This is a genomic window from Pseudogracilibacillus sp. SO30301A (assembly GCF_037072025.1).
Lineage (GTDB): Bacteria > Bacillota > Bacilli > Bacillales > Amphibacillaceae > Pseudogracilibacillus.
Genome location: NZ_JAXHDD010000029.1, coordinates 1 through 25,907, shown reverse-complemented (window position 1 = coordinate 25,907; position 25,907 = coordinate 1). Strand labels below are relative to the sequence as shown.

Annotated in this window: 20 protein-coding genes; 16 read left to right on the top strand and 4 right to left on the bottom strand. The window is 34.9% G+C overall.

Going from position 1 to position 25,907, the window contains the following annotated elements:
• The first annotated feature begins 285 nt into the window (after positions 1 to 285).
• Complete coding sequence (locus tag SPD89_RS14055; RefSeq protein ID WP_336262580.1) at positions 286 to 2,553, top strand: glycosyl hydrolase family 18 protein; 2,268 nt, start codon at positions 286 to 288, stop codon at positions 2,551 to 2,553.
• Positions 2,554 to 2,863: 310 nt separating this feature from the next.
• On the opposite strand, the gene SPD89_RS14050 is transcribed toward SPD89_RS14055, so the two are convergent.
• Complete coding sequence (locus SPD89_RS14050; RefSeq protein WP_442961167.1) at positions 2,864 to 3,808, bottom strand: lytic polysaccharide monooxygenase; 945 nt, start codon at positions 3,806 to 3,808, stop codon at positions 2,864 to 2,866.
• A gap of 337 nt (positions 3,809 to 4,145) precedes the next feature.
• Here SPD89_RS14050 and SPD89_RS14045 point away from each other — a divergent pair, with 337 nt between their 5' ends.
• The 5 genes from SPD89_RS14045 (at position 4,146) to SPD89_RS14025 (ending at position 10,695) form a co-directional block, all read left to right on the top strand.
• Positions 4,146 to 4,802 (top strand): helix-turn-helix domain-containing protein, encoded by a 657-nt coding sequence (locus SPD89_RS14045; RefSeq protein WP_336262578.1) that lies wholly within the window; start codon positions 4,146 to 4,148, stop codon positions 4,800 to 4,802.
• On the top strand, positions 4,774 to 6,219 hold the full coding sequence (locus SPD89_RS14040; RefSeq protein WP_336262577.1) for an NAD(P)H-hydrate dehydratase: 1,446 nt from the start codon (positions 4,774 to 4,776) through the stop codon (positions 6,217 to 6,219). The genes SPD89_RS14045 and SPD89_RS14040 overlap by 29 nt, the downstream gene beginning before the upstream one ends.
• Before the next feature lie 338 nt (positions 6,220 to 6,557).
• The gene (locus tag SPD89_RS14035; RefSeq protein WP_336262576.1) at positions 6,558 to 7,700 is read left to right on the top strand and encodes a YeiH family protein; all 1,143 of its coding nucleotides are present in this window, start codon (positions 6,558 to 6,560) and stop codon (positions 7,698 to 7,700) included.
• Between the two features lie 92 nt (positions 7,701 to 7,792).
• Positions 7,793 to 8,392 (top strand): lipoprotein, encoded by a 600-nt coding sequence (locus tag SPD89_RS14030; RefSeq protein WP_336262575.1) that lies wholly within the window; start codon positions 7,793 to 7,795, stop codon positions 8,390 to 8,392.
• A 656-nt stretch (positions 8,393 to 9,048) separates the two neighbouring features.
• Positions 9,049 to 10,695 (top strand): SLC13 family permease, encoded by a 1,647-nt coding sequence (locus SPD89_RS14025; RefSeq protein ID WP_336262574.1) that lies wholly within the window; start codon positions 9,049 to 9,051, stop codon positions 10,693 to 10,695.
• A gap of 16 nt (positions 10,696 to 10,711) precedes the next feature.
• On the opposite strand, the gene SPD89_RS14020 is transcribed toward SPD89_RS14025, so the two are convergent.
• The gene (locus tag SPD89_RS14020) at positions 10,712 to 11,920 is read right to left on the bottom strand and encodes an MFS transporter (protein ID WP_336262573.1); all 1,209 of its coding nucleotides are present in this window, start codon (positions 11,918 to 11,920) and stop codon (positions 10,712 to 10,714) included.
• A gap of 203 nt (positions 11,921 to 12,123) precedes the next feature.
• Between SPD89_RS14020 and SPD89_RS14015 the strand changes: the two genes are divergently transcribed.
• The 3 genes from SPD89_RS14015 to SPD89_RS14005 all read left to right on the top strand — a co-directional run bounded on the left by SPD89_RS14015 (position 12,124) and on the right by SPD89_RS14005 (position 15,427).
• Positions 12,124 to 12,612: a PaaI family thioesterase gene (locus tag SPD89_RS14015; RefSeq protein WP_336262572.1), complete on the top strand. Its 489-nt coding sequence runs from the start codon at positions 12,124 to 12,126 to the stop codon at positions 12,610 to 12,612.
• A 408-nt stretch (positions 12,613 to 13,020) separates the two neighbouring features.
• The gene (locus SPD89_RS14010; RefSeq protein ID WP_336262571.1) at positions 13,021 to 13,815 is read left to right on the top strand and encodes an ABC transporter ATP-binding protein; all 795 of its coding nucleotides are present in this window, start codon (positions 13,021 to 13,023) and stop codon (positions 13,813 to 13,815) included.
• Entirely contained in the window at positions 13,808 to 15,427 is a 1,620-nt protein-coding gene (locus SPD89_RS14005) for a hypothetical protein (RefSeq protein WP_336262570.1), read from the top strand. The genes SPD89_RS14010 and SPD89_RS14005 overlap by 8 nt, the downstream gene beginning before the upstream one ends.
• 598 nt (positions 15,428 to 16,025) lie before the next feature.
• Here SPD89_RS14005 and SPD89_RS14000 read toward each other — a convergent pair.
• Positions 16,026 to 16,439 carry a hypothetical protein gene (locus SPD89_RS14000; protein WP_336262569.1) on the bottom strand — a complete coding sequence of 138 codons (414 nt, stop codon included), beginning with the start codon at positions 16,437 to 16,439 and terminating at the stop codon, positions 16,026 to 16,028.
• 226 nt (positions 16,440 to 16,665) lie between these two features.
• Between SPD89_RS14000 and SPD89_RS13995 the strand changes: the two genes are divergently transcribed.
• The 3 genes from SPD89_RS13995 to SPD89_RS13985 all read left to right on the top strand — a co-directional run bounded on the left by SPD89_RS13995 (position 16,666) and on the right by SPD89_RS13985 (position 19,720).
• Positions 16,666 to 17,634 (top strand): MBL fold metallo-hydrolase, encoded by a 969-nt coding sequence (locus SPD89_RS13995; protein ID WP_336262568.1) that lies wholly within the window; start codon positions 16,666 to 16,668, stop codon positions 17,632 to 17,634.
• Positions 17,635 to 17,649: 15 nt separating this feature from the next.
• A complete protein-coding gene (gene nadX / locus SPD89_RS13990) occupies positions 17,650 to 18,426 on the top strand; it encodes an aspartate dehydrogenase (protein WP_336262567.1) in 777 nt (258 codons plus the stop codon).
• Between the two features lie 271 nt (positions 18,427 to 18,697).
• Positions 18,698 to 19,720, top strand: coding sequence for an acyltransferase family protein (locus SPD89_RS13985; RefSeq protein WP_336262566.1), 1,023 nt, complete (start codon positions 18,698 to 18,700; stop codon positions 19,718 to 19,720).
• Positions 19,721 to 19,816: 96 nt separating this feature from the next.
• Here SPD89_RS13985 and SPD89_RS13980 read toward each other — a convergent pair whose 3' ends face one another.
• Entirely contained in the window at positions 19,817 to 20,548 is a 732-nt protein-coding gene (locus SPD89_RS13980; RefSeq protein ID WP_336262565.1) for a class I SAM-dependent methyltransferase, read from the bottom strand.
• 241 nt (positions 20,549 to 20,789) lie between these two features.
• Here SPD89_RS13980 and SPD89_RS13975 point away from each other — a divergent pair, with 241 nt between their 5' ends.
• From SPD89_RS13975 to SPD89_RS13960, 4 genes are all read left to right on the top strand, one after another.
• A complete protein-coding gene (locus tag SPD89_RS13975) occupies positions 20,790 to 21,050 on the top strand; it encodes a metal-sensitive transcriptional regulator (RefSeq protein ID WP_336262564.1) in 261 nt (86 codons plus the stop codon).
• A 160-nt stretch (positions 21,051 to 21,210) separates the two neighbouring features.
• On the top strand, positions 21,211 to 22,359 hold the full coding sequence (locus SPD89_RS13970; RefSeq protein ID WP_336262563.1) for an iron-containing alcohol dehydrogenase: 1,149 nt from the start codon (positions 21,211 to 21,213) through the stop codon (positions 22,357 to 22,359).
• A 12-nt stretch (positions 22,360 to 22,371) separates the two neighbouring features.
• Complete coding sequence (locus tag SPD89_RS13965) at positions 22,372 to 24,036, top strand: sensor histidine kinase (protein ID WP_336262562.1); 1,665 nt, start codon at positions 22,372 to 22,374, stop codon at positions 24,034 to 24,036.
• Positions 24,037 to 24,051: 15 nt separating this feature from the next.
• Positions 24,052 to 25,488 (top strand): sigma-54-dependent transcriptional regulator, encoded by a 1,437-nt coding sequence (locus SPD89_RS13960; RefSeq protein WP_336262561.1) that lies wholly within the window; start codon positions 24,052 to 24,054, stop codon positions 25,486 to 25,488.
• The last annotated feature ends 419 nt before the right edge of the window (positions 25,489 to 25,907 follow it).

Sequence of the window (25,907 nt, the reverse complement as noted above, 5' to 3'; positions counted from 1 at the left end):
GTACCTTTTCCAATCACTTCATTAATCATTTAAGATAAGATGGAGCTTATTTTTCTAAACTTAGAGATGATAGGCTCTTTTTTCGCCAGCTTAGTAGCTCATATAGTATAGAAGCGCATCAAAAAAAGTTAGCGGAATAGTTAGAAAGTATTATTGACGGATTAATTTTTTTATACTATTATACATTATAATCTTATAATCTTATATTATTGTAACTAATCATAAAGGTTGTAGTTATAAATTAATAGAATTGTAAGGTGAAAATTATTTTTAAGGAGGATTATATTGCGAGCGCTTACAATGTTTGAGAGTAAAAGGTGGTCGGCTACTTTATTGAGTTTTTTATTAGTTATACCTCTATCAATTATTTTTCAAGGTCAAAAACAAACGATTGATGCAGCAAACAGTGAGTACAAATTAGTTGGGTATTATACATCATGGGCACCTCCAGCAAATCTTGATCCAAATAAATTGACTCATATTAATTTTGCTTTTGCTGATGTTTGTTGGGACGGAGAACATGGAAATCCAGAAGTTTGGGCACCAGAAGGGGAAAGTAGTACATGGCCATGTACTGATTTACAGGGAAATGAGACAGAAATTCCAAACGGTAGTGTTGTTTTAGGTGAACCAGATGGAGATTTTAAAGCACTTCAAAAATTACGAGAATTAAAAGAAATCAACCCTAATTTGAAAACACTTGTCTCAATCGGTGGTTGGTCATGGTCTTATAATATTTCTCTTGCAGCTAGAACAGAAGAAACTCGTAAAATCTTTGCCCAATCTGCAGTAGAGTATATACGGGAATTTGATATGGATGGCGTCGATCTCGATTGGGAATACCCGGTCGAGGGAGGTATGTGGAATAATCATCGTGACCCAAGTGACAAACAAAACCATACATTATTGCTACAAGAAATACGAAATGCACTTAACGAGGCAGAAGTGGAAGATGGAAAGGAATATTTATTAACAATTGCTTCAAGTGTTAGTTTCACCTACACGGAAAATAACGAACTAGATAAAATCTCTGAAATTGTTGATTTTATCAATATTATGACATATGACTTTAATGGAACATGGGCGCCAATGAGTGCACATAATGCCCCTTTATATGAAGATGGACGAGCTATGGATGCTGGAGTTCATCCATATCACATTGATCAAGCTATTGAAGGGCACTTACAAGCTGGAGTACCTAAAAATAAATTAGTAATGGGTTTGCCTTTTTATGGAAGATCATGGGGTAATTGTAATGAAGAAAATAATGGTGAAATGACTACTATCAATGGTGGATATCAACTGTGTGATGGTAATGGAGGAGGTGATTTAGAGCCGGGAGTTTATAGTTATGACTATATAAGAGCAGAATTGATTAATAAAAATGATTATAAATATTATTGGAATAATATTGCCAAAGTTCCTTACTTATACAATGATGAAAATGGTGAATTTATCACATTTGACAACGTAGAATCAATAGGATATAAGACGAGTTATATTAAAGAAAAGGGACTCGCTGGCGGAATGATTTGGGAATTAAATCAAGATGATAAGGATTTTAATCTACTAAAAACAGCATCTAGCAATCTAGGAATTTCTAGTGAAGTCCCAATTGATGAACCAGAGGCTCCGATAGAGGACCCAGAAAACCCTAATAATGATGAAAATATTGAAGATGGCGACGAAGACGACGATACCGGTGAAGATGAAAATATTGAAGATGGTAACGAAGACAATGATACCGGTGAAGATGAAAATATTGAAGATGGTAACGAAAACAACGATACCGGTGAAGATGAAAATATTGAAGATGGCAACGAAAACAATGATACCGGTGAAGAAGAAAATATTGAAGAAGGCAACGAAGACAACGATACCGGTGAAGATGAAAATATTGAAGAAGGCAACGAAGACGACGATACCGATGAAGATGAAAATATTGAAGAAGGCAACGAAGACAACGATACCGTTGAAGATGAAAAGGTTGAGGATGGCAACGAAGACAATGATACCGTTGAAGATGAAAATATTGAAGATGGCAACGAAGACAACGATACCGGTGAAGATGAAAATATTGAAGATGGCAACGAAGACAGCGATACCGGTGAAGATGAAAAAATTGAAGAAGGCAACGAAGACAACGATACCGGTGAAGATGAAAAAATTGAAGATGGCGACGAAGACAACGATACTGGTGAAGATGAAAATATTGAAGATGGCAACGAAGACGACGATACCGGTGAAGATGAAAATATTGAAGATGGCAACGAAGACAACGATACCGGTGAAGATGAAAATATTGAAGATAGCAACGAAGACAACGATACAGGAAACGCAGAAGATAACAAAGATGATAACAAGGATAACGGCTCAGGAACTGGTGTTGACAAAGGAGATATAGAAGACATAAATGAAGGCTCTAAAGCAGAGGGTAAGCTGCCTTCAACAGCATCAAATATGTTCAACAAATTAGTCGTAGGTACCATTGTAATTTTGATTGGTGTTGGTATATTTTATATGCAAAGAATGAGACAGGACAAAAAGGAATAATTAAAAAATTTTTTTAACATTTAAGAGACCTAAAGTAATAGCCTCCTACGTGTAAACGAAGAAGGCTATTTTTAACTTTCAAGTAAACTATTTATCTTATAGAGGATGTTCAAAAAGTCCGGTGAAAATGACACATCGCATTTCTTCGTTGGCTTGCTTTTCCGCTACTCACGTATTTAACTGCATACGTTCCGTTGACGGGAGCTACGTCGCCTCGAACTGCTCGATCCTTCATCCTCATTTTGAACACGCACTTATAGTGGGCTTTTTTTAATATTTAAAAACTTCTTATCTTAATGAATTGATTTGTTTATTGTAATTGCCAAACGCTAGATTCACCCGGTGTTTCACCTTGAGTCCACCATAAGGCTTTATAAAGCTTTCCACCATATGATACGACATCACCATTTAAATAAACTGTATTGGCACTCCACTCTGGTGCTTCCGGATTTTCATCATTTCCGTCATCTCCACCATTTACGAGCAACCAAACACTAGATTCACCTGGAACATCTCCTTGTGTCCACCATTGTGCTCGATAGGTTTTACCATTGTATGTTACTTCATCTCCACCTACATATACTTCATTAGGATTCCAAGCTGATGCATCATCTCCTGGTTCACCTGGTTCTCCCGGATCCTCTGGTGGAACGAAATCACCATCAAAGTTTGCATCAATTACTTGATAGAAAGCATTTGCTGTATCAGCGACTTCCCAATATGCTAGAATAACATGATATCCTGTACGCTCAGGGACAACACAATCGTGAGTAACATTGAAATCAGGACGTTTTCCACCATCGTCAATGCTACAGAATAATTCTAAGTCAGAACGTTTTAATGGTGAGTTAGGATCCCAATTTTCTTTAGTAATATAATAATCCCAATTTGCTGTAGCATGTGGAGCTGTTAATGTCCAACTGAAAGTTTGAGCTCCACTTGACATTGGAACTTTTGCCCAGCGGTTTTCTCCTTGTTCATCCAATTTTGGAAAAACTCCGCCCCCGCTTGCAATTTGTCCATCTGGTACTCCAGCTTCGGGGAAATTCCCAGGTCCTTCAATACTATGTGGTTCATAAATAACTGCTCCACAATCAGAGTTAACCCCTTCTTTACATAAAACAGCTCTACTCTTTGGACTATCTACATACCCATGTGCAGAAGCTTTAATACTAAAACCAAAAGAAAGCGTTAATAAAATTAATCCACCTAATAGTAGGTATAACGGATTTACTCTTAATGAACGTAATTCCAAGAAAACCATCCTCCCATATTTAATAATTTATTTTGTGAATATTTTGGAGCTGTCTAAAAATCTTTTTCCACCCTCCTCCTTTTCCTGAAGAACATAACATTATAATGTTAATAAACTTATAATATATTAATTTATAGTAAAATAAAAGGGTCTTACTATTCATTTTTTACAGAAGTTTAACGTAAATTAATACATTACTCATAGACAGTTTGAAGCATGTTTAAAGTATTTTCCGACAAATTACATTACCTTGAATCATTTTGGCTCCGCAGAATATTAGCTTTTAGAAGGTCGGACGCTAGGAAAAACTCGTTCATCCTTAAGAGAGCTTACTGAAATGGCACCTGAAGAAGCGGTTGTTTTACGAGATGGCATCCAGGAAACTATCCCTGTAGAAGAGGTTGTAAAAGGGGATAGAGTCATCATTCATCCAGGTGGGATAATTCCTGTTGACGGTAAGATCGTCATAGGGAAAGCATTCATTAACGAAGCAGTAGTTACGGGAGAATCGATACCGGCGCAAAAAGAGGTTAATGATTCGGTATTTAGTGGTACAATTGTAGATAATGGGTATATGGAAATGATCGCACAAAAAGTCGGTGATGATACGACATTTGCTAAAATTATTGAACTAGTAGAAGAAGCACAAGAATCAAAATCGAAAAGGGAAAAGTTTTTGAATAAGTTTGCGAGTACTTATACACCAGCTGTTGTTGTTTTATCAACGGAAAAAGTGGAGATGAGATTAGCGCTATTCTTTGCTGAACTTATTGATAGTGGAAATGATGGAATCACGGTGGAGCTTCCAATGAGTAAAAAAGACTTGGCATCCTTTTTAGACCACACCGAAACATTAAGTAGACGGCTAACAGATTTTGAAGCAGAAGGATTTATTAAACAAAAAGGACAACGTAAAATTACTATATTGGATTTACATGGATTGTTGTTGTGTGAGGTGAAATACAGTGCAAATTTATCACGCGAAAACTATTAAGGAAATAGACCAAAATGCAGAGCGACAAGGTTTTAGCTTATTTACTCTCATGGAAAATGCTGGTCGCGGTCTTGCTGAAAAAATAAAGCCATTAATTAAAACAGATGACCGCATGATTATTTTATGTGGTAAAGGCAATAACGGAGGAGATGGTATCGTTATTGCTCGTTATTTATTACAAGAAGGGTTTAATGTCACTTTAACATTTCCACTCGGTATGCCGAAAACAGAATCCGCTAAAGAACATCTACATTATTTTAAAGAACAAAAATTTAAAATTGATTCTTGGAATCGCAACGAACAATTTGATGTTATTATTGATGCCATCCTTGGGATTGGAACGACTTTGCCACTTCGGGAAAATGTCCGGGAAGTTATTAGTTGGAGTAATTCTAAAGCAGCATTACGAATTTCAGTAGATGTACCAACTGGTGTACAGTCAGATGATGGAGAGACAGACGATATTGCTTTTTTAGCGGATTATACATTTGCTTTGCACGGAGTCAAGCCCTCCGCATTTTTACTACCTTCAAGTACATATTACGGGAAATTGGATGCAGTTTCGATTGGGCTTAAGCAAAACAGTAACGTACATATCACTTCAAGAAAGAGAGTAGTCGAGACCATGCCAAAAAGAGATCCCGATGCTCATAAAGGCACATTTGGAACTAGCTTACTCCTTGCAGGTAGTGATGAAATGCCCGGAAGTGCGCTTTTGGCAGCAATAGGCGCTATTCGATGTGGCACAGGAAAATTATTGATTGGAACAACGAAATTTGCTGCCTCTGTTATTGCAACGGTTGTTCCCGAAGCGACTTATTTATTTAACGGATTGGAAAGAGTAGCAAGAGGAGAGTTTCCCGGGAAAATTACAGCGGTCGGCATCGGACCTGGAATTAATGATGAAGAACTGGTTCGAAAAGCACTTGATCATTTAGTGGAAGTTGAAGCACCTCTCGTTGTTGACGCGGGTGCACTTTTAAAGCGAGAGGATCATTGGGTTGCAAAAAGTCCTCTTATTTTTACGCCGCATCCGGGAGAGTTTAGTCGCTTAACAGGATATTCTGTAAAAGAAATCCAAGCAAATAGACTAGAGGTTGCAATTAAGTTTGCGAAGAAGCATAACGTAATTCTCGTCTTAAAAGGGAACTATACAGTTATTGCATTTCCGGATGGAGAAATTTTTATAAACCCAACGGGAAATAGTGGACTAGCAAAAGGTGGCAGCGGAGATGTACTAACTGGAATGATCGTAAGTATGCTGAACACACATAAATCGATAAAAGATGCTGTTATAAATGCAGTTTATATTCACGGACTATGTGCAGAAAAATGGGCTGAAAATTATGGAGAAGGGAGTATGGTTGCAAGTGATTTTAATAAATTATTACCGGTGGTACTAAAAGAGTTAGTATAGAATAACTACTGTATTAGTTAATGATAATCAAAACTAGTTCTAAGCTCGATTAGCTTATCTATTCATCAAATAAATTTTCCCTCAAATCACTGTATGTTACTATATGAGGATGTTCAAAAAGTTCGGTAAAAATGACACTGCGAATTTCGCACGAATGCTTGCTTTTCCGCTCCTTGAAAAAGGAAAGCACTTTTTCTGCGTGCCAGATCTTTGCTCATGTATTTAAAAGCATACATTCCGCTGCCGGGAGCTGCGCCGCCTCGAACTTCTTGGTCCTTTTTATCCTCCTTTTTGAACACGCACTATATGAATACATTGATGGTAAAGAGGGGAAATTGATGGGAAAAGAGGAAAATGCATTTAAACAGATAATCCCGGGATTAATTATCTGTTTAGCAGTCATGTTTCTAGGAATATATGGAGCAGAATTTATCGGCTTTTTAATGAAAAAAATTGGGTTATTGTCTTCAGAAAGTAAAACACCTGTTTCCGGAATTTTTGTTGCGATTATTATTGGCATCATTATTCGAAATACGATAGGTTTACATAATAGATTTAAAAAAGGGGTATCTTTTTCTGTAAAATATGCACTTAGAGCAGGGATCATTTTATTGGGACTGCGCTTAAGTTTAGTTGAAGCAGTAAAACTTGGTGCATTAGGGATCCCATTAATCGTTGCTTGTATTGCGTCAGGACTGCTATTGACGTTATATTTAACTAATAAAATGCAACAGTCTACTCGTCTTGGAACATTAATTGCCTGTGGTACGGGGATTTGTGGAGTTACAGCAATAATGGCTACTTCGCCCGTTATTGAAGCAAAAGAAGATGAAATATCTTATGCTGTTGCTAATATTACAATTTTTGGGTTAACAGGCATGGTGCTTTATCCGTTTGTGGCAAATTTCCTTTTTGCAGATGATCCAATTAAAGCTGGGATGTTCCTTGGTACCGCTATTCATGATACAGCACAAGTTACAGGAGCAGCGCTTATTTATGATCAGATGTACAATGTGAATAAAGTAGTCGATGTAGCTACAGTTACAAAGTTAACTAGAAATCTATTTATAATCGCGATCATTCCTTTAGTATCGTATTTATATTTTAAAAATTCGAGTAAGGAAGAGGCTAACGTAAGGAACGAGCTCCCAAAATGGTATACGTTCATTCCATTGTTTGTCATAGGATTTATATTTTTTTCATTATTGCGTACAATAGGTGACGTTACATTAGAAAATATGGGAGCTGCATTTGGAATTTTTACGCATTTATTATGGAACGCAATCTATATAAAACTCAGTTCATTTGGCACAACTTATCTACTTGGAATGGCAATGGCCGGGGTAGGTTTATCAACTAATTTTAACATGTTCCGTGGGATTGGCATTAAACCATTTTATATCGGCTTTATTGCTGCTGTTTCTGTAGGGATTATAAGTATAACTTTGATTTCTTTATTTGGACACTTAATTGTCATTTAGTCTACTGTTAAAACTTCGAATATTTTCATCTGTATCGTTGTATGTATTCAGCAAAACTATGATATTCTATAGTAGCATGGGAGGTATTAACAGTGAAGAAATTTACATTATTCACATTATTTATTTTAGTATTAGCAGCTTGTAACTCTCCTCAGGAGTCAAGCGAAAATGAACAAGCAGACGATATAGAAACAGAAGAGGCAGTAGACGGGGCGGCTCAGGAGGAAGAAGAAAAAGAGGAAAATGCCGAAGAAAAATCTGAACAGACAGAAGATGGAGGGGAAATGTCAGCGGAAGAAGAGGAAGAACAAGATACTGCAATAGAATCTACTGATGAAAATGAAAAAGACAAGCATCAAGAGATCGTTGATTTAGCTTATGATATATTTGATGCGCAAAATGATAATGACTACGATTTTCTTCAGTCAGTCATCTCAAAGGGAACAAAGCTTGATAAAAAAAATACTATATTCATTTTCGAAAATGTCACTTACCCACATGAACAAGAATTTCTTACAGATGATGATTTAGGTGAATTGGAACTTCGTTATACACATGAGGAGAACGCAGACTCAGTCATCGTTGGATTCGGTGCCATTGATTACGAAAATGAATCAAGTTTTGTGATCGACTTTGAATTTATTAAAGAAGATGGAAAATGGAAAATGAACGATATGGATATTAATAAGTAAGATATAATATGTTTTGCAAATATATTTAATAGATCGCTGATACTTTACTAATAGTTATCTGAATTATTCACAGAAATATGTTCTGTCATGCTTAGGATAAAATTCTTACATTAGGTGGATCTTTTATTCGTTCATCAGCTCTAAAACTACTTTTTCCACTGATACTGTTCTTTGCGACCAGATATTGTATATACCTATCGGTGAACATTGGATTGCCTGCTACAATAAAGTTGGTTAAATAGAGCAGAAAACACAATTCAAAAAATAAGATTTTTTATTTTTTCTTCGTTCCTATTTGCATCTTGCCATTGAAATCGAAAATAAACAAAAGAAGTACAGTGCCAAATAATATATATTGCCAACGAAATTCCGGATCAAATATCCAATTTATAATAACCATTACCACAAAAAGTAATATTCAAAAATTGTGCTTTTTATAACCATAATACCTCACAAGTAGAAAGACCGTATGTGTAGACTAATCATAATGACGATTAGTTAAATGATTGAAGTTGAGTAAATTTATTATTGGAAAATAATAAATTTAATTAGAAATGCTTATCTTAATTGATAACTTTTTCATATATGACACCTCAATTATGAATGTGATATACTAAATCGGTGTTTTATGTTTTAAAACTTTTAGGAGGGATATTATGTTTTCGGCATCATGGAATCGGTTATGGGCGATGCATTACGATATAAAAGACAGAATCATGTTTTTCGTCAAACCGAATGCATCACAGATGGGTTCATCAAAGCAAGGAAGTCAAGAAACAAGCAATAATAATGATGGAAATCAAATAGAACCACCATCAAGTTATTCGAAATCGCAATTAATCGGTTTATTTTTAGGACCATTATTATTTATTATTATTCTCTTATTTTTTCAGCCGGCAGACTTGTCGAAAGAAGGGGTTGCAGTTTTAGCAAGTACAATTTGGATTGCAACATGGTGGATAACAGAAGCGTTACCGATACCAGTAACTTCTCTCTTACCAATTGTGTTATTTCCACTTACACAAGGGCTTGAGATTAATGAAACGGCGGCAGCTTATGGAGATGAGACGGTCTTTTTATTTATGGGTGGATTTATGATAGCACTTGCAATGGAAAAATGGAATTTACACCGTCGGATTGCACTCACAATTATTTCTATTATTGGAACAAATACCGATCGAATTGTTTTAGGATTTATGGTTGCAACAGGATTTTTGTCTATGTGGATTTCAAATACAGCAACGGCAATGATGATGGTTCCGATGGGACTAGCAATTACTTACCAAGTAGCTGAGGCGTTAAAAGATACAGATATTGATACGTCAAAAGAGAATTTTGCCTTTGGTAAGGCGTTAATGCTTGGAATTGCATATTCTGCTTCACTTGGTGGAATTGCTACTTTAATCGGAACTCCGCCAAACACATTGCTAGCTGGTGCAGTAAATAAAATGTATGGTATTGAAATATCTTTTGCTAAATGGATGCTTTTTGGTGTTCCTTTTGCATGGGTTTTCATTTTTCTCGCTTGGTATTATTTAGTGAAGATGGCGTTTCCATTGAAAATAAAAACATTACCTGGAGGTCGTAATGTTTTTGATAAAGAGCGAGAAAAATTAGGTATAGCTTCGACAGAGGAAAAGTTAGTTCTGATAATATTTTGTTTAGCAGCTTTTTCATGGATAACACGAACATTTTTACTAGATAAGTTTATTGGTGGGTTAAGTGATGGGCTTATTGCAATGGCTTTTGCAATTGTACTATTTGTTATTCCCGCCCCTAGTAAACCTGGTGATCGACTATTAGACTGGAATACAGCGGTAAAGCTACCTTGGGGAATTTTATTACTGTTCGGTGGTGGACTAGCTATAGCAGCTGGATTCGTTGCTACTGGACTATCTGAATGGTTTGGTACTCAGTTGTCAGGATTACAAGGAGTTAACTTAATTGTAGTTATCTTTATTGTTGCGGCACTTGTTTTGGCATTGACGGAAGTAACATCGAATACAGCGACAGCTTCTATGATGTATCCAATTATGGGATCTCTAGCAGTGGCGTTAGGATTCCACCCTTATGCTCTAATGATTGCTGCCGGGGTTGCTGCTTCATGTGCATTTATGTTACCAGTTGCTACACCGCCAAACGCAGTTGTGTTTGGATCAGGTTATTTACGGATTCCAGATATGATGAAGGCAGGATTTGCTTTGAATGTAATCGGAATCTTTTTAGTAACGTTAACGATTTATTATTTTATCCCACTCGTATGGGGTATTGATTTAACGGTAATTCCTGAATCATTTCTATAAATAAGAAGAGTGGAGTTTAAACAGATGACTCCGCTCTTCTTTTTAATTTTGTTTGCAAAATTTTTACGATTGCCACATAAACGACTGGTAAAATGGCTGCAAATAATACGATTCCTTGCCAAGCAAATGTTTCCCAAATCGGTACAAGTAATGTCGTACCCGCTGATACCCCAATATAATAAGCGACAAGATAAAGGCTGGATGCACTTCCTTTATGATGGGTTGCTTCTTGTGAAACAGTTGCCGTTGTGAGCGAATGGGAAACAAAAAAACCAAGACAAATAATACCAAGTCCTAGAATAATAGCTAAAAGTGAGGTTCCTAGCACGATAAACATTCCGGCAGATAAAATGATTACTCCAGCCACTCGCATTGTACTTAAACTGAACCTTCCTACTAACCAGCCTGCAATTGGTGCTCCGACAACGCCTAAGCTATATGCAAAATAAAAATAAGAAATTTGTTGTAATGTTAAATTGTACGGAGCCTCTAACAAATGAAACGGTAAAAAAGTCCACATACCAGTAAAAGACGTCTGCAATACAATTCCTAGTCCAAACATTAATAACAGGGAAGGATTTTTAAAATGATAAAGAAGTCCAGCAATATCTTCCATAAACAGTCTTGTAGATTCGGTGAAATATTTTGATTTTGGTAATGTAAAAAAACCAAATAAAAATATAATAACTCCAAACACACCGAGTATATATAATGCTGTTTGCCATGAAAATGACTCGGCAACAAAACCAGTTATAAAACGACCCATCATGCCACCTGCACTATTACTGGCAATGTATAAAGTCGTAGCAAATCCGAAATGCTTTCGGTCAATCTCCTCCACCATATAAGCAAGTGCAGCACCGGACACCCCGGCTAATGTAAAGCCTTGAATAAAGCGGAAAAATACAATTAATGTAAAAGACTCCATTAGTGGTATGATGAATAATAATATTGTAGTACTGATAATCGAAAGGTGGATAAATAGTGTGCGCCCTTTACGATCTGATAAAAATCCGATAACAATTAAGCCAATAATAAGTCCTACGGTTGAAAGTGACATGGATAAACTAGCATAAGAAATTGAGATGTCAAAGTCTTTTGTAAATATTGGTAGAATTGGTTGCATACAATACATTGTTGCAAAAATAAAAAATGATGCTGCACCTAAACTGCAGACTATTTTCCAAAAATCCTTATCTTTAATTGTATATTTTTGTTGATTCATGATAACACCCAATCGTTTAATTATGTTTTAACAAAGTTGTAATCAAATAAAAAATATGCTGCCTGCCTTTAGGTAGAAGACTTAAGAAAGGGGTCAAATAAAACACATCTGATTCTAGTAAAGGTAATTTTAATTATACACTATTTATATACTAAATTAGTATAGTATAATGAATAAATAGTATATAAGTTAATTTTGGAGTGATGAAGTTGAAAAAAATTAATGTTGCTATTCAAGACGAATATGCAGATGATTATGCTTGGTGTTACGGGTGTGGGAGATTAAATGAGACGGGTCTAAAACTAAGAACAGGTTGGGATGGTGACAACACACTTACAATCTATCAACCTCGTAAAGAGCATACAGCAATTCCTGGATTTATTTACGGCGGATTAATCGCTTCTCTTATTGATTGCCACGGTACTGGTTCGGCGGCACTCGCTTTACATCGAAAAAATGGACATGAACCAGGGGACGGAATAGAACCACCACGTTTTGTTACCGCTTCTTTACATGTCGATTTTATTAAGCCAACTCCTGAGGGTATTGCGCTTCATGCAGTTGGTAAAGTCGAAGAAATCCACCCGAAAAAGTGGAAAGTAACAACCGAAGTTTTTGCGGGGAATGACTGCTGTGCCAAGGGTGAAGTAGTTGCGGCCGTTATGCCAGAAACTTTCATGAACAAGAAATAGAAACGGAACAAAAAACGTATCATCGTAAATTATTGAGTAGAGTCACGCTTACGTTCTAATCATTCCCGTATGAGTGGAAAACTCTTGGGAAGGGTCAAAGACGTTGGTGCTGAGTCGGTGTGTAGTTGCTGAGTGTCTCATATAGCATGCTTAGTGGCTGCAGAAAGATACATAGTCGCTTACGTATCATACTTAGTGGCTGGAGAAAGATGCAGAGTCACTAGCGTAACATGCAAAGTAATTGAAAAGACGCGTAGTGGCTCCTCTTAGATGCAGGGGGGCAAAACCTAAAATATAGATTTGCTATTCGGATAATTAAAAGCTCCCCTCGAAAATCCCAATTATTTACTTTAGTTGTTATGGTAAACTTGATGTAATTATGAAAGAAAAGGTGTGAACGATAACAGAATGCAAAATGAAAAAATATTGAGTTTACGAGATTTGAGGATGAATTTTGGAACACATAACGTTTTACAAGGAATTGATTTGGACGTATACAGAGGACAAATCATCGGTTATATTGGTCCAAATGGAGCAGGGAAGAGTACGACATTAAAAATTATGCTGGGACTCCTTGATGATTACGAGGGAAACGTTGAAATTTTTGGAGAAAATATCGCAAACGGTGACGTATCTTACAAACGATGGATTGGATATGTGCCAGAGAATGCTGAGCTTTATGATACTTTAACAGCTGCTGAATATTTAACCTTTGTTGGAGAACTTTATGGGATGAGTCGTAAAGAGGCGGAAGAAAAAGCGCTAGCTCTTTTAACACAATTTGAAATGGAAGATGTATTTCATCAGCGTATTTCATCTTTTTCAAAAGGAATGCGGCAAAAAGTAATTTTAGTTTCTAGCATGTTACATAATCCGGATTTGATTTTTCTTGATGAACCATTAAGCGGCCTGGATGCAAATAGTGTTATGGTTATTAAAGATATAATGGAACAGCTAAAAGAGCAGGGAAAAACAATTTTTTATTCGTCACATATGATGGATATTGTGGAACGGATTAGCAATCGGATCGTTTTATTAGTGAATGGAAAAATTGCAGCGGACGGGACTTTTGAGGAATTAAAAGAACAGAATAAAGAAGGATCATTGGAAGGCATTTTTAATCAACTAACAGGTTTTGATGCGCATAAGGAGACAGCGGAAAAGTTCGTTCAGATTGTTACGGGGAATGAGTCAAATGGATGATTTTCGTTCATTAAAAGTTCTCGATCATTTCCGTCGTGCGTTTGAAAAATTACATATTGATTATGTTATGATGCGGAAAATTCTTCATATGAAATTTACGATGGATGGGAGACGTGTCCCAACCATTTTCAACCAATCAAAGGAGTCTAAAGGAAATCAATTTCTCAAATCACTTGGATTGTATATGCTTTTTAGCTTAATCATGATTCCTTTTGTTTTCGGAAATGAAATTATGTTTCAAATGAGCATCATTTATGGGATGACGATGTTTTTTCTCATGACCTCTATGATCGCTGATTTTTCAGTTGTTTTGTTAGATTTAAGGGATACGACTATTCTTCATACAAAGCCGATACATTCGAAAACGATTAATGCAGCAAAATTCATTCATGTCCTTATTTATATGGTTTTATTGACAGGTGCATTTACACTTATACCAGCAATTGTTATGTTATTTGTCCATGGTATTTCTTTTTTTATCTTATTTATCGTATCCATTTGTTTCATTCTTTTATTTGTCATTGCTTTAACTTCACTTGTTTATATTTTTGTTCTACGATTTTTTAGTGGGGAACAATTGAAAGACTTGATTAACTACATTCAAATCGTCTTATCTATAGGAATATTTGTTGGATACCAAATCGTCCTTCGTGCATTTGATTATACATACTTATTTAAGGTTTACGATTTTTCTTGGTGGCATGTTTTTATACCACCGATGTGGTTTGCCGCGCCTTATGAGTTATTTTTATTAGGTAATACAGATAGACCACTCATCATACTAACGATCATTGCTATCGTTGTTCCGATGATTGCTATTTATTCTTACTATAGACTTATGCCTTCATTTGAAAGAAACTTACAAAAACTAATGAAAAACGCCGGGAAACCGAAAAGTGGAAAAGGGAAAATTAGTTTGATATTAGAGCGTATTGTCTGTTTTAAAAAGGAAGAACGGATGTTTTTTCGTTTTGCAATTCAAATGATGGGAGAAGAGCGTGAATTTAAGTTAAAAGTATATCCTTCACTCGGTATGGCTCTCGTATTTCCATTTATTTTTATTTACAATGAATTGAGTTATCGAACGATTGAAGAAATTAGCAACGGAAATATGTATTTATGGATATATTTTGTGAACATGGTCATTGGTACAATTGTTTATACGTTACAATTCTCTAGCAATTATAAAGGTGCATGGATTTTTCCGGTAGCAGGATTTCGTCATCCCGGCTTAATGTATCGTGCATCATTAAAAGCTTTTTTAGTAAAATTCTATGTACCAATATTTTTGTTTGTTTCAATTATTTATAGTTATATTTTTACATCAAGAATCATTCTCGATTTAATCATTATATTTTTAGCTGCAATTCTACAATCCCTTTTCGTCATCCACATAACATATAGAGGGAGTTTTCCATTTTCTAAACCGTTTGAAAGTTTAAAGCAAGGATCTAGCAATACGATCCTGACATTTGGATTAATGTTTATCTCGGCAATTTTTGCGGGAGTGCATTTTCTTATTTTACAAATACCTTATGGATCCGAGAGCTATTTAATCGCTATTGTTATCGTTGTTTCTGTCATGTGGAAAAGAATGTTTAAAAATAATTGAAATTTGTATAAAATTAAAAAACCCATGTTTTACGGGTTCGAATTATTCAATTTTGCCCTAGAGAAAAATTGAATTTTACTAGGTAAACTACATGTTAAAAAGCAAAATTGCCATTTTGACGGTTATATTATAATCGATTATGCTAATGGTGTAAGTATGAAAGTTGTCCTTGCTTATCAAGAGGCGGTAAGTATTTAGGACACTAATTCGAGTAGGAAGGAGGATAGTGTATTTGTTTTGTCGTTAGGAGCGGCAATTAGAATGGCATCTAATTAGACCCGAAAAGTAACTGTATAATGTATTAACATTCTATTCGGTGAAGTGATTAAGGGACCCCCACTTCATTGAATTGGGAGAATTATTATTTGGAAGTACGGAAGTAGGAGGAAAAACTTCTAGCCTGTGCATGATGGAGCACGGGCTATTTTTTTTGGGTAAATTTATAGACATTTATGTCACGTTTGGTATAGTAGATAAATCCAATGATTTTTATTCCCAAAAATGTAGTTGGATACGGAATCAGAGTCATATTCAATCCACTCACATATATAATCTGATCCCGTAATAGCATACGATTATTTTAATAGTAGTAAGTAGTTCAAATCACTTCGATTACAAAACTCGTGTACAATTTTTCATCAACTAAAACCTCAATTTTCCAAAATCCACTTTTATCTAAGCTTAATTTTGCTGCGTTTTCTCCTTGAATTTCATCTTTGTATAATTCTACTGTTTCCCCAGTTTCCTCATGAAAGCCCGTTAATGTATATGTTTTTCCAACAAGATTCTCTGTTTGATCAAAAAATGTGAGTTGATACAGTCTTCCTTGTCCTTTTTGAAAACTAGGTTCATCCGGATCTCCATTCATTTTTGTCATTCCAAAAACTTGCTCTGTACCATGATAAACAACATCATCTATTGAAATAAGCGGGCTTTTTCTCCAATGCTCATCTTGATTGGAACAGCTTACTAGTAAGGTACAAAATAGAGTGATATATATGAATTTTTTCATGATTATTACCCTTCCTTGGTAAGAACGTTTAAAAGATTTCTCATTACGTAAAAAATCGAATATTGGTTTACTTTCATTTATTTATAGTAAGAAAGACTTTTCCTTCAATTATGTAAGAGCATTCTCCCCGAAGCAAGCCGCTTCAAGCTAATCGAAAGGCCGTTAAGTGGTGAGTAGTTCAACTGTCATGATATAATAAGTATACAAAGACTGTAGGAGAATTACTATGAAAGTAACCGTAACATCACCGACAATACATCCAATTATTGTACCGACCAAATCTTCGTTAAGGTCATTTAATTTTTATTTAGTAAAACATAATCATGCTGTTTTTCTCGTTGATGCAGGAGTAAATACAGATACGTGTTGGGAATATTTTATCAATACTTTACAAAAAGCTAGAATTGAGTTAGAAGACTTAGATGCGATTATCTTAACTCATAATCATTTCGATCATATTGGGTTAGTCAATCGTATTCGGGTAAAGAAAGAAATTCCTGTCTATGCTCATCCAGATGCATGGATTCGGTTAAAAAGGGAATCGGCATTTTTAAACGCTCGTATATCATTCTTTGAAGATTTATACGCTCAGATGGGATGTGGATCGGAAGGAGACAGACAGATTAATCGATTAAAAAAAGCAATCGATAAGAATGATTCACAAAAAATTAATGGGAAGATCTGTCCACTATCTGATGGAGAAAAGATTTTTGGATTTGACGTTATCGAAGTACTTGGGCATGCTCCAGATCATATTGCATTATGTGATGAAGAGACAGGAGTTTTATTTGCTAGTGATCTTGTAATTGAACATTCTTCGAGTAATGCGTTAGTAGATCTCGGTTTTGATGGTAAACGGATAAAATCACTTGTCCAGTATGAGAGTTCATTAAAAAAAGTGGCTGAACTACCTTTAAAAATTATTTATTCTGGTCATGGTGAGACGATCAAAAATCCCCTTCAAATAATTGACCAAAAACTGACTAAAATTGAGAATAAAGCAGATAGACTACTTACAAAATTGGATGAGAGCCGAACTGCCGCAGAATTAGCAAAATTGCTCTATAAAGATCGGTACGAAAAATTATTTCCACTTATTATGTCGGAAGTGGTTGGTCATTTGGACCGACTGGAACTTTTGCAAAAAGTAGAAAAAGAAATTCGGGATGGTATCTTCTATTATTCCGTAAAATAGGGGGAGGGATTTAAGGTGAAAATAGGTATTATTGGTGCGGGAGCAATTGCAACGTATCTATTTGATGAATTGAATGGAAAAAGAAATGAAAAGATTACGGTAATGAGTGTTTTTGTCCGAAACGATGAAAAGTATGAATATTTAGAAGGTAAGTACGACCTTAAATTATTTACAGAAATAGAAAAATTTCTAGAATCAGGAATAGATGTTGTTGTCGAGGCAGCGAATGTTGAAGCGGTTAGAAACTTGTTGCCAACAGTCTTGAAACAAAAAGAGACTGTTTTAATTAGTATTGGAGCACTAGCTGAAGAAGATTTCCTAAATGAAATTAAAACAATTGCTGATACGTTCAATCGGAAATTGTATGTACCATCAGGAGCTATTGGGGGTCTTGATCTTATTCAAAACACATCTGCAGTGGGGATACTTAATGAAGCAACACTCATTACAAGAAAACCTGCAAATACGTTAGTTGATAAGCCGATTGATGAATCAACAGTAATTTTTGACGGAAAAGCTAGGGATGCTATTAAAAAGTACCCGAGAAATATGAATGTCTCGATTGCGCTAGCTTTAGCAGGGATCGGGTTTGACCAGACGAAAGTAACCTTTATTGCTGATCCAACCATTAGTAAAAATATTCATTCGCTTGAAGTTGTGGGTGAATTTGGCAAGGCGACCTTTACCATTACAAATGAGCCATTACCAACTAATCCTAATACTAGTTATTTGGCCGCAGTAAGTATTATTGGTATGCTCAAAAAGATGATAAAGCCAATGCAAATAGGTTGAGTAAAGTCGAATAGAGTCACTTCATAAAATGTTTTATTACCCGGGAAATGATTAAAATGCGAAAAAACTAGTTTTCTGTCGAGATGAAACTAGTTTTTTCTTTTGAAACAAAATAGTTACATTTTTTACAACCGAATAACGATATAGTTAAATCGTTGTAATATAAGTTTAAAAGCTTGAGAAGCAGGATATATATTTATTACACTAATTATGAGATAACTGCACAAGGGAGCTGTTTTTGTTTATTCTGTTTTTAAAAGGGTTGATATAGTTGGAAAGAAATGCTTATTTTGATAATGCAAAGTTATTATTAATCTTTCTCGTTGTTTTTGGTCATCTCATTCAGCCATTCATAAGTGATTCAAAAAACCTCGGTACGTTATATACATGGATTTATACGTTTCATATGCCAGCCTTTATTTTTCTTGCAGGCTTTTTCGCAAAAGGATCTGGTAACCTAAAATATATTATGAAACTGGCCAAGAAGTTAATTATTCCTTATTTCATCTTCCAAGCAATATACACAGGATATTATTTTTTTATTGGAAAGAGCGATTGGCTGACAGATAGTATCTTTTATCCACATTGGTCTCTATGGTTTTTGTGTAGCTTATTTTGTTGGCATCTTTTACTAATAATCTATCGGAAATTACCTGCTTTCGTTGGAATTAGTTTGGCTGTATTTTTAGGGACTGTAATCGGATATTTTGATCAAGTTGGTCATACATTTAGTTTATCAAGAACATTCGTGTTTTTTCCGTTTTTCTTGATTGGATATTGGGTTTCTGCCGAACAAATTCGCGTTTTAAAGCGAAACAGTGTGCGAGTTATTTCTATCATTGTTATGGCGTCATTTGCGGTTTTAATATACTACTTACCTGAAATAAATTCAGGTTGGTTGCTTGCATCAAAATCTTACAGTACTCTAGGCGCAGAGACATTAGGAGGATTTGCAAGACTCTCAGTTTATATAACTTCGGCTCTTATGGCTGCATCTGTTCTTGCATGGATTCCGGAAAAACGTTATTCCTTTACGATGCTTGGTGAAAGAACACTTTATGTTTATTTATTGCACGGGTTTATTATTCAATATTTCCGACAAACGGAATTTTTGTATATGGATAATTTCCTCGATTTCATCGGTTTTGTTGTCATTTCAGTGGCAATCGTCTTTATCCTATCAAGTAAGTTTATTGTAAGTATATGGCAACCTTTAATTGAAATAAGCACTTCTAAATTAAGGGAGTATTTTCGGCGCAAAGAGGACATGGAAGATAATAATATGAGTGCTTAAGTGAGAAAAGTCGTTGGAGATGCATCCTTTCTGAGGTGCCCTCCAACGATTTTATATAGGTTGAGTTTTTCGGATAACTATAATGAAACAACGTGATTATTTTTCGCATAATACCATCCATTCATCTATCGCAAAGCTATCAATCATTCCGTTCTTGATTTTTATCTGATGATACGTATGTATGTCTTTAGAACTGTGTACTAAAAAATCAGCGACTTCACGTATTTGTTCCTCTGTATCTAAAGTTCGTTTACTCCACTCATCAAAAGGTAAAACTTTTTTTCTTCTATTTTCTTTTATTATTTCCAAGTTTACTTGTTCCAGTAATTGTTTCCACTCAGAGATTTTAAGAGAGCGGACATGACTGAAATCGCGCATTTTTTCCAGAGTATTGATAAAATGATCAAGTTCTTTATCTTCTGAAGCAATATTATCAATGAACATGAAATTACCCGTTGGTTTTAAAACTCGAAAAACTTCTTTTATAAATTTTTCAGGTGTAGGAAAATGATGGGCGGCAATTCTACAGGTGACTACATCAAATCGATTATTAAGAAAGGGCAGATTTTCTGCATCAGCTAAGATAAATTCGATATTTTCAAGCATGCTTTGTGTAAGGTCTGTAGCGTGAACAAATTTCACAAAAGGAGATAGATGTTTTGCGACATGCCCACCGCCAGTAGCAATATCAAGTACACGCATCGTTTTTTGAGGATTAATCCATTCCTTTAATAAAGATAAATCTGAACCTGTAGAATGGGTGGAACTTATAATGTAAGCATCTTTGTTCTTAGAAAAAGCTTTTCGAACAGCATCCTTTTCGTTCATTTTAATCTTCCTTTCATTTAGCTTTATCATACTATATGAAAGAAAAAATTCCATTTTATCTAAAAATAAGATGGTGTGGTCGCCAAATGTCGTTCTACTCCTCGTATATTATCTAAATATTTGTTGGAAAAAACATACTACGTAGAGTAAACAGAGTCGAGTAGTTAGTTTATTTCAATTATTATTGACTTAATACAGTACTGGGTATAATGTAAGATATATATAGGAGGGGGTCTTTCAAATGGAATATGATCAAAATGTGAAAAATCGACTTAAACGAATTGAGGGACAAATAAAAGGTGTTTTGCGGATGATGGAAGAGAATAAAGATTGTAAAGATGTCATCACTCAGCTATCTGCATCACGCTCAGCAATCGATCGAACAATTGGTGTGATTGTTAGTACTAATTTAATTGAATGTATCCAAAAAATGGAGGAAAATAATAAATCGGAAGAGGAAATTGTCCAAGAAGCAGTGGATCTACTTGTAAAGAGTCGGTGAAAGAGTATCGACTCTTTTATTTATATACTCTCACTCCCTTATATAATGAACAATTGCGTTAGTTCTGATATTCAAAATAACATAATTAAAAGTAACAAACACTTAAAACAATTGTGATATAATAGGTATTAAATTGCCTTCCGGGAGGATTAGCGTCAATATGAAAATACATAAATTTTTTATGCCTGAAATTATTTTTGGTAGCGGTTCCATAAGCCAAGTTGGTCAAAGCTGCATTCGTTTAGGGGCACAAAATATATTCGTGGTAACAGACCCAGGAGTCATTTCAGCAGGATGGATCGAACCAGTCATTGATTCTTTTAAAGAGGTAGGTCTTAGTTACACAATATTTTCAGAAATAACGACGAATCCAAAAGATTATGAAGTAGAAAATGGCGCTTCTCAATATCGCGAGGCTCAATGTGATGCAATTGTTGGCGTTGGTGGTGGTAGCGCAATTGATGTAGCAAAAGCGATAGCAATTATAGCAACCAATGGCGGGAATATCATTGATTATGAAGGCGTTGACAAAATAAAAGAACCGCTCCCCCCACAAGTAATGGTAGCGACAACTGCTGGTTCTGGATCAGAAGCTTCTCAATTTTCAATTATTATAGATTCAAAAAGTAAAAATAAATTAACGATTATTTCAAAATCGCTTGTACCAGATATAGCGATTATCGATCCGGATACGTTAGTTACTAAAAGTGCTTTACTAACAGCAACTACAGGATTGGATGTTTTAACTCATGGAATTGAAGCATATGTCAGTATTGCATCTACACCATTAACTGATGTACAAGCTAGCAACGCTATTAAACTTGTTGCAGAAAACTTGCGACCGTCAGTTGCTTCTAAGATGAATCGCGAGGCAAAAGAAAATATGGCTATGGCTAGTTTACAAGCCGGTTTAGCGTTTTCTAATGCAATTTTAGGTGCTGTTCACGCTATGAGTCATGCGATAGGAGGGCGTTTTCTCCTACCTCATGGTGATGTCAATTCAATTCTTCTGCCACATGTGATGGAGTTTAATTTTATTGCGTCTCCTCGTAAATTCGCTAAGATAGCTGAATTGTTTGGCGAATCTAAACTGAATTTGAATGTAATGAATGCAGGGGACATAGCAGTAAATCACGTAAGACAATTATCAAAAGATATAAATGCACCACAGCGGTTATCGCAATTTGGGCTAACGGAAGACGATGCTTCTAAAATAAGTCAGCATGCATTAGAGGATGCTTGCATGATTACAAATCCTCGTGATATTTCGCTTATAGATATAGAAAAATTATTCAAAAGTGCATTATAGGAGGCCAACTAGATGATAGAAAGACAACAAATGATCGACAGACTAGTCGGTGTCAAATCATCAAAGCGAAACTATTATACAGCTTTAAAAAATTCCGTTTTAGAACTACAAAAGAAAAATACCCAATTAGAGATTATTAATGAAGTAATGAAAAGTTTTAATGTGGAAATGTCGATGGATGAGATGTTAAAAAACATCTTAGAAAAACTTCAAAAAATATTTATCTTTAAACATCTTGGTTTATTTCAATTTAATCGAGAAAGTGAAAAATTACTCATAATGAATGTTTATCCTAAAGTATCTACTCACATGCATATTGGAAAACATATCCCGATAGAGGGTTCTCTTTACTGGGAAGTAATTGAATCAAATACCTTTCGAAATTATGTTGTAAATAAAGAAGACAATTATATTGAGCATACTTCATTTGCTTATTTAGAATTAAAACAAATTCTTATTTTTCCTTTGTTTGCGAAAGGGAAGATTATTGGTTTATTTAGTTTAGGTAGTGAGGAAATTTCTAATTATGATCAAACAGATATTAATTTTTTACAACAATTATCCGATCAATTAGCGGTTTCGATGGAAAATGTTCGTTTATATAAGGAAGTGTTAAATGGGAAAAACGAATGGGAACAAACTTTTTCAGCGGTGGTGGATACGATACTATTATTAGATGCCAATGGTCATATAATACGATTCAATCATGCAGGAGAAAAAATGTTCCAATTAAACGATTTAAAAAGTAATAGTCATTTACCTATAGAGCAATTATTGTATGGTGAAGCGGGAATGAAAAATACTTTTATTAATCGATGTATCGAAACGAAACAGCCAACATACGAAGAATTAAAATGGAAAGATCAATATTATTATGAAGTATATGCGTATCCAGTGGTAAAAGAAAATGGTGACGTTTTTCATATAATTGTCTACATGAAAGATGTAACGAAAAAACGCCATTATGAAGTTCAGATCATGCAATCGGGTAAATTGGCAGCACTTGGAGAAATGGCAGCTGGAGTTGCTCATGAGTTAAATAATCCATTGACGGCAATTTTGGGAAATGCCCAGTTGTTGTTAAGAAAAGAATCTAAAATGAATTCAACTTATGAATTACTGAATGATATTTTTGAATGTGGTAAAAGGTGTCAAAATATTATCCGTAATTTACTCACCTTTTCAAGGCAAGATGAATATTTATTTGAATTATTTTCTGTAAATGATGCGGTAGATCGAGTACTTAGTTTAATAGGCTATCAAATAACACAACAACATATAAAGTTAAACGTAAATCTCGATAAAGAGATTCAGCATATTGATGGTTGTATTCAACAAATTGAACAAATTATTATTAATTTTTTATTAAATGCGAAAGATGCATTAATAGAAAAAAATGATAATTCAAAAGAAATAAGTATTGAAACGAATCAATGTGATCAATGGATTTATTTATCGGTTAAAGATAATGGAATAGGAATTGGTAATGAGGAATTAAAAAATATATTTCATCCTTTCTTTACAACGAAAAAAGAAATAAGAGGTACAGGATTAGGTTTATCAGTAAGTTTAGGAATTGCTGAATCCCATCAAGGAGAAATAATTGTTGATAGTAAAGTAGGAACTGGAAGTACGTTTATTTTAAAAATACCGAAAGTTCATACCAATCACCAATAGATATTGGAGGTACATATGAATAAGGCATTAATTATTGACGATGAGCGCGAAGTCGGGAACTTCTTAACTCATTTTTTGTTGGAAAAAGATTTCGAGGTTGATGTTGGTTATAGTCGTAGTGATTTTAAAAGATTATGTGAAAGAAACATATATGATCTTGCGATGATCGATGTTAAATTACCAGATACAAATGGACTCCAAATTTTAAAAGAAATTTCACGGTCAATGCCTCGATGTAAAACGATTATTATGACAGGATATAGTACAGTTAAAGTGGCTGTCGAAGCAATTAAACTAGGAGCAAGTGATTATATAGAAAAACCATTTGATGATATTGATCATTTGGAAACGATTATCGATAATCTACTTCAAAATAAGACAAGCTTTATTGAGGATGAAATAGGTAGATTAGCAAGAATGAGTGGAATCTTTTTAGATAAAAACGTAAAGATGAAGCAGTTACTGACACTTGCATATAAAATTGCCCCTAAAAATATAAATGTACTCATTCAGGGAGAAACTGGGACTGGGAAAGAATTGTTAGCTCATTTTATACATCATGCAAGTAATCGTAATAATCACCCATTTATTCGAATTAATTGTGGTGCCCTTTCAGAAACTATTTTAGAAAGTGAATTATTCGGGCATGAAAAGGGTGCGTTTACAGGAGCTACAAAAGAACGAAAAGGCGTTTTTGAAATAGCGAATAAAGGGACATTATTTTTAGATGAAGTTGCCGACGCTTCCTTAGCAACGCAAGTTAAACTTTTACGAGTAATAGAATCTGGTGAATATATGAGGGTCGGAGGGGAAGAAGTACGAAAAACGAATACTAGGATCATATCAGCGACAAATATTGATTTAATAGAGGCAGTAGAAAATAAAACATTCCGCCAAGATTTACTATTTCGACTTGATGTCGTTCAATTAAAAATACCTCCATTGAGAGAACGGAAAGAAGAAATCATTCCGATAGCTAACCATTATCTAAATAGGATCGATAATCGAATCTTGCTAAGAGATGACACGATAGAATTATTACTGGCATACGATTGGCCAGGAAATATAAGAGAATTATCAAATGTAATGAAACGTGTATTATCGTTATTAGATAAAGATGAACATATTATAACGCCAGATTATTTACCAGATCAGATGAAAACCGAAAAACCTCATATAAAAAAAGAGCAACGTCATTTAGAGGAAACAGATTTCAAACTGTATATACAAAACTGGAAGAAAGAAATGCTTAAAATTTGGGAAAGTGAACAAATAGTTGCTATAGATGTGTTACTTGATAAAGTTAAAGAACTAGAGGATTTTACCGGGAAAGCTTATATTCGTAAAGTTCTAACACATACAATTGGAAATCAAAAAGAAGCGGCAGATCTGTTGGAGATAAATCAACGTAAATTACGTTATTTACTACATGAAAAAGGGCATTCTTCTTAAAAATGCGTTGGAACTAACATAGTTTTCAACTTAGCTAGCCATGATATTAGAAAATTTATTCTAACAAAAAAACAGCAAAAAACTTCGATCCAGAACTTAACGGTCACTCTAAAGGAGAACAATCGCACGGAAGAAGTAAAACGTAGTTGAAGTAAACTGTGACATAACTATTTAATTATCACTGGAAAGAATGACTCGACCTCCAAGATGTCGGGTCATTCTCCAAGACGTCGAGTCGATTGTCAAGATGTCGAGTCATTCTCTAAGATGTCGAGTCATTCTCCAAGATGTCGAGTCGATTTGCAAGATGTCGAGTCATTCTCCAAGACGTCGAGTCGATTTCCAAGATGTCGAGTCATTTTCCAAGACGTCGAGTCATTCTCTAAGATGTCGAGTCGATTTGCAAGACGTCGAGTCAT

What these genes read in the sequence shown, in the direction of transcription:
- SPD89_RS13995 (WP_336262568.1), top strand. Translation starts at nt 16,666, where the DNA reads ATGAAAGTAACCGTAACATCACCGACAATACATCCAATTATTGTACCG.
- SPD89_RS14020 (WP_336262573.1), bottom strand. Translation starts at nt 11,920, where the DNA reads ATGAATCAACAAAAATATACAATTAAAGATAAGGATTTTTGGAAAATA.
- SPD89_RS14025 (WP_336262574.1), top strand. Translation starts at nt 9,049, where the DNA reads ATGTTTTCGGCATCATGGAATCGGTTATGGGCGATGCATTACGATATA.
- SPD89_RS14045 (WP_336262578.1), top strand. Translation starts at nt 4,146, where the DNA reads ATGGCACCTGAAGAAGCGGTTGTTTTACGAGATGGCATCCAGGAAACT.
- SPD89_RS13965 (WP_336262562.1), top strand. Translation starts at nt 22,372, where the DNA reads ATGATAGAAAGACAACAAATGATCGACAGACTAGTCGGTGTCAAATCA.
- SPD89_RS13970 (WP_336262563.1), top strand. Translation starts at nt 21,211, where the DNA reads ATGAAAATACATAAATTTTTTATGCCTGAAATTATTTTTGGTAGCGGT.
- SPD89_RS13980 (WP_336262565.1), bottom strand. Translation starts at nt 20,548, where the DNA reads ATGAACGAAAAGGATGCTGTTCGAAAAGCTTTTTCTAAGAACAAAGAT.
- SPD89_RS13960 (WP_336262561.1), top strand. Translation starts at nt 24,052, where the DNA reads ATGAATAAGGCATTAATTATTGACGATGAGCGCGAAGTCGGGAACTTC.
- SPD89_RS14035 (WP_336262576.1), top strand. Translation starts at nt 6,558, where the DNA reads ATGGGAAAAGAGGAAAATGCATTTAAACAGATAATCCCGGGATTAATT.
- SPD89_RS13975 (WP_336262564.1), top strand. Translation starts at nt 20,790, where the DNA reads ATGGAATATGATCAAAATGTGAAAAATCGACTTAAACGAATTGAGGGA.
- SPD89_RS14015 (WP_336262572.1), top strand. Translation starts at nt 12,124, where the DNA reads ATGAAGTTGAAAAAAATTAATGTTGCTATTCAAGACGAATATGCAGAT.
- SPD89_RS14010 (WP_336262571.1), top strand. Translation starts at nt 13,021, where the DNA reads ATGCAAAATGAAAAAATATTGAGTTTACGAGATTTGAGGATGAATTTT.
- SPD89_RS14000 (WP_336262569.1), bottom strand. Translation starts at nt 16,439, where the DNA reads ATGAAAAAATTCATATATATCACTCTATTTTGTACCTTACTAGTAAGC.
- SPD89_RS14005 (WP_336262570.1), top strand. Translation starts at nt 13,808, where the DNA reads ATGGATGATTTTCGTTCATTAAAAGTTCTCGATCATTTCCGTCGTGCG.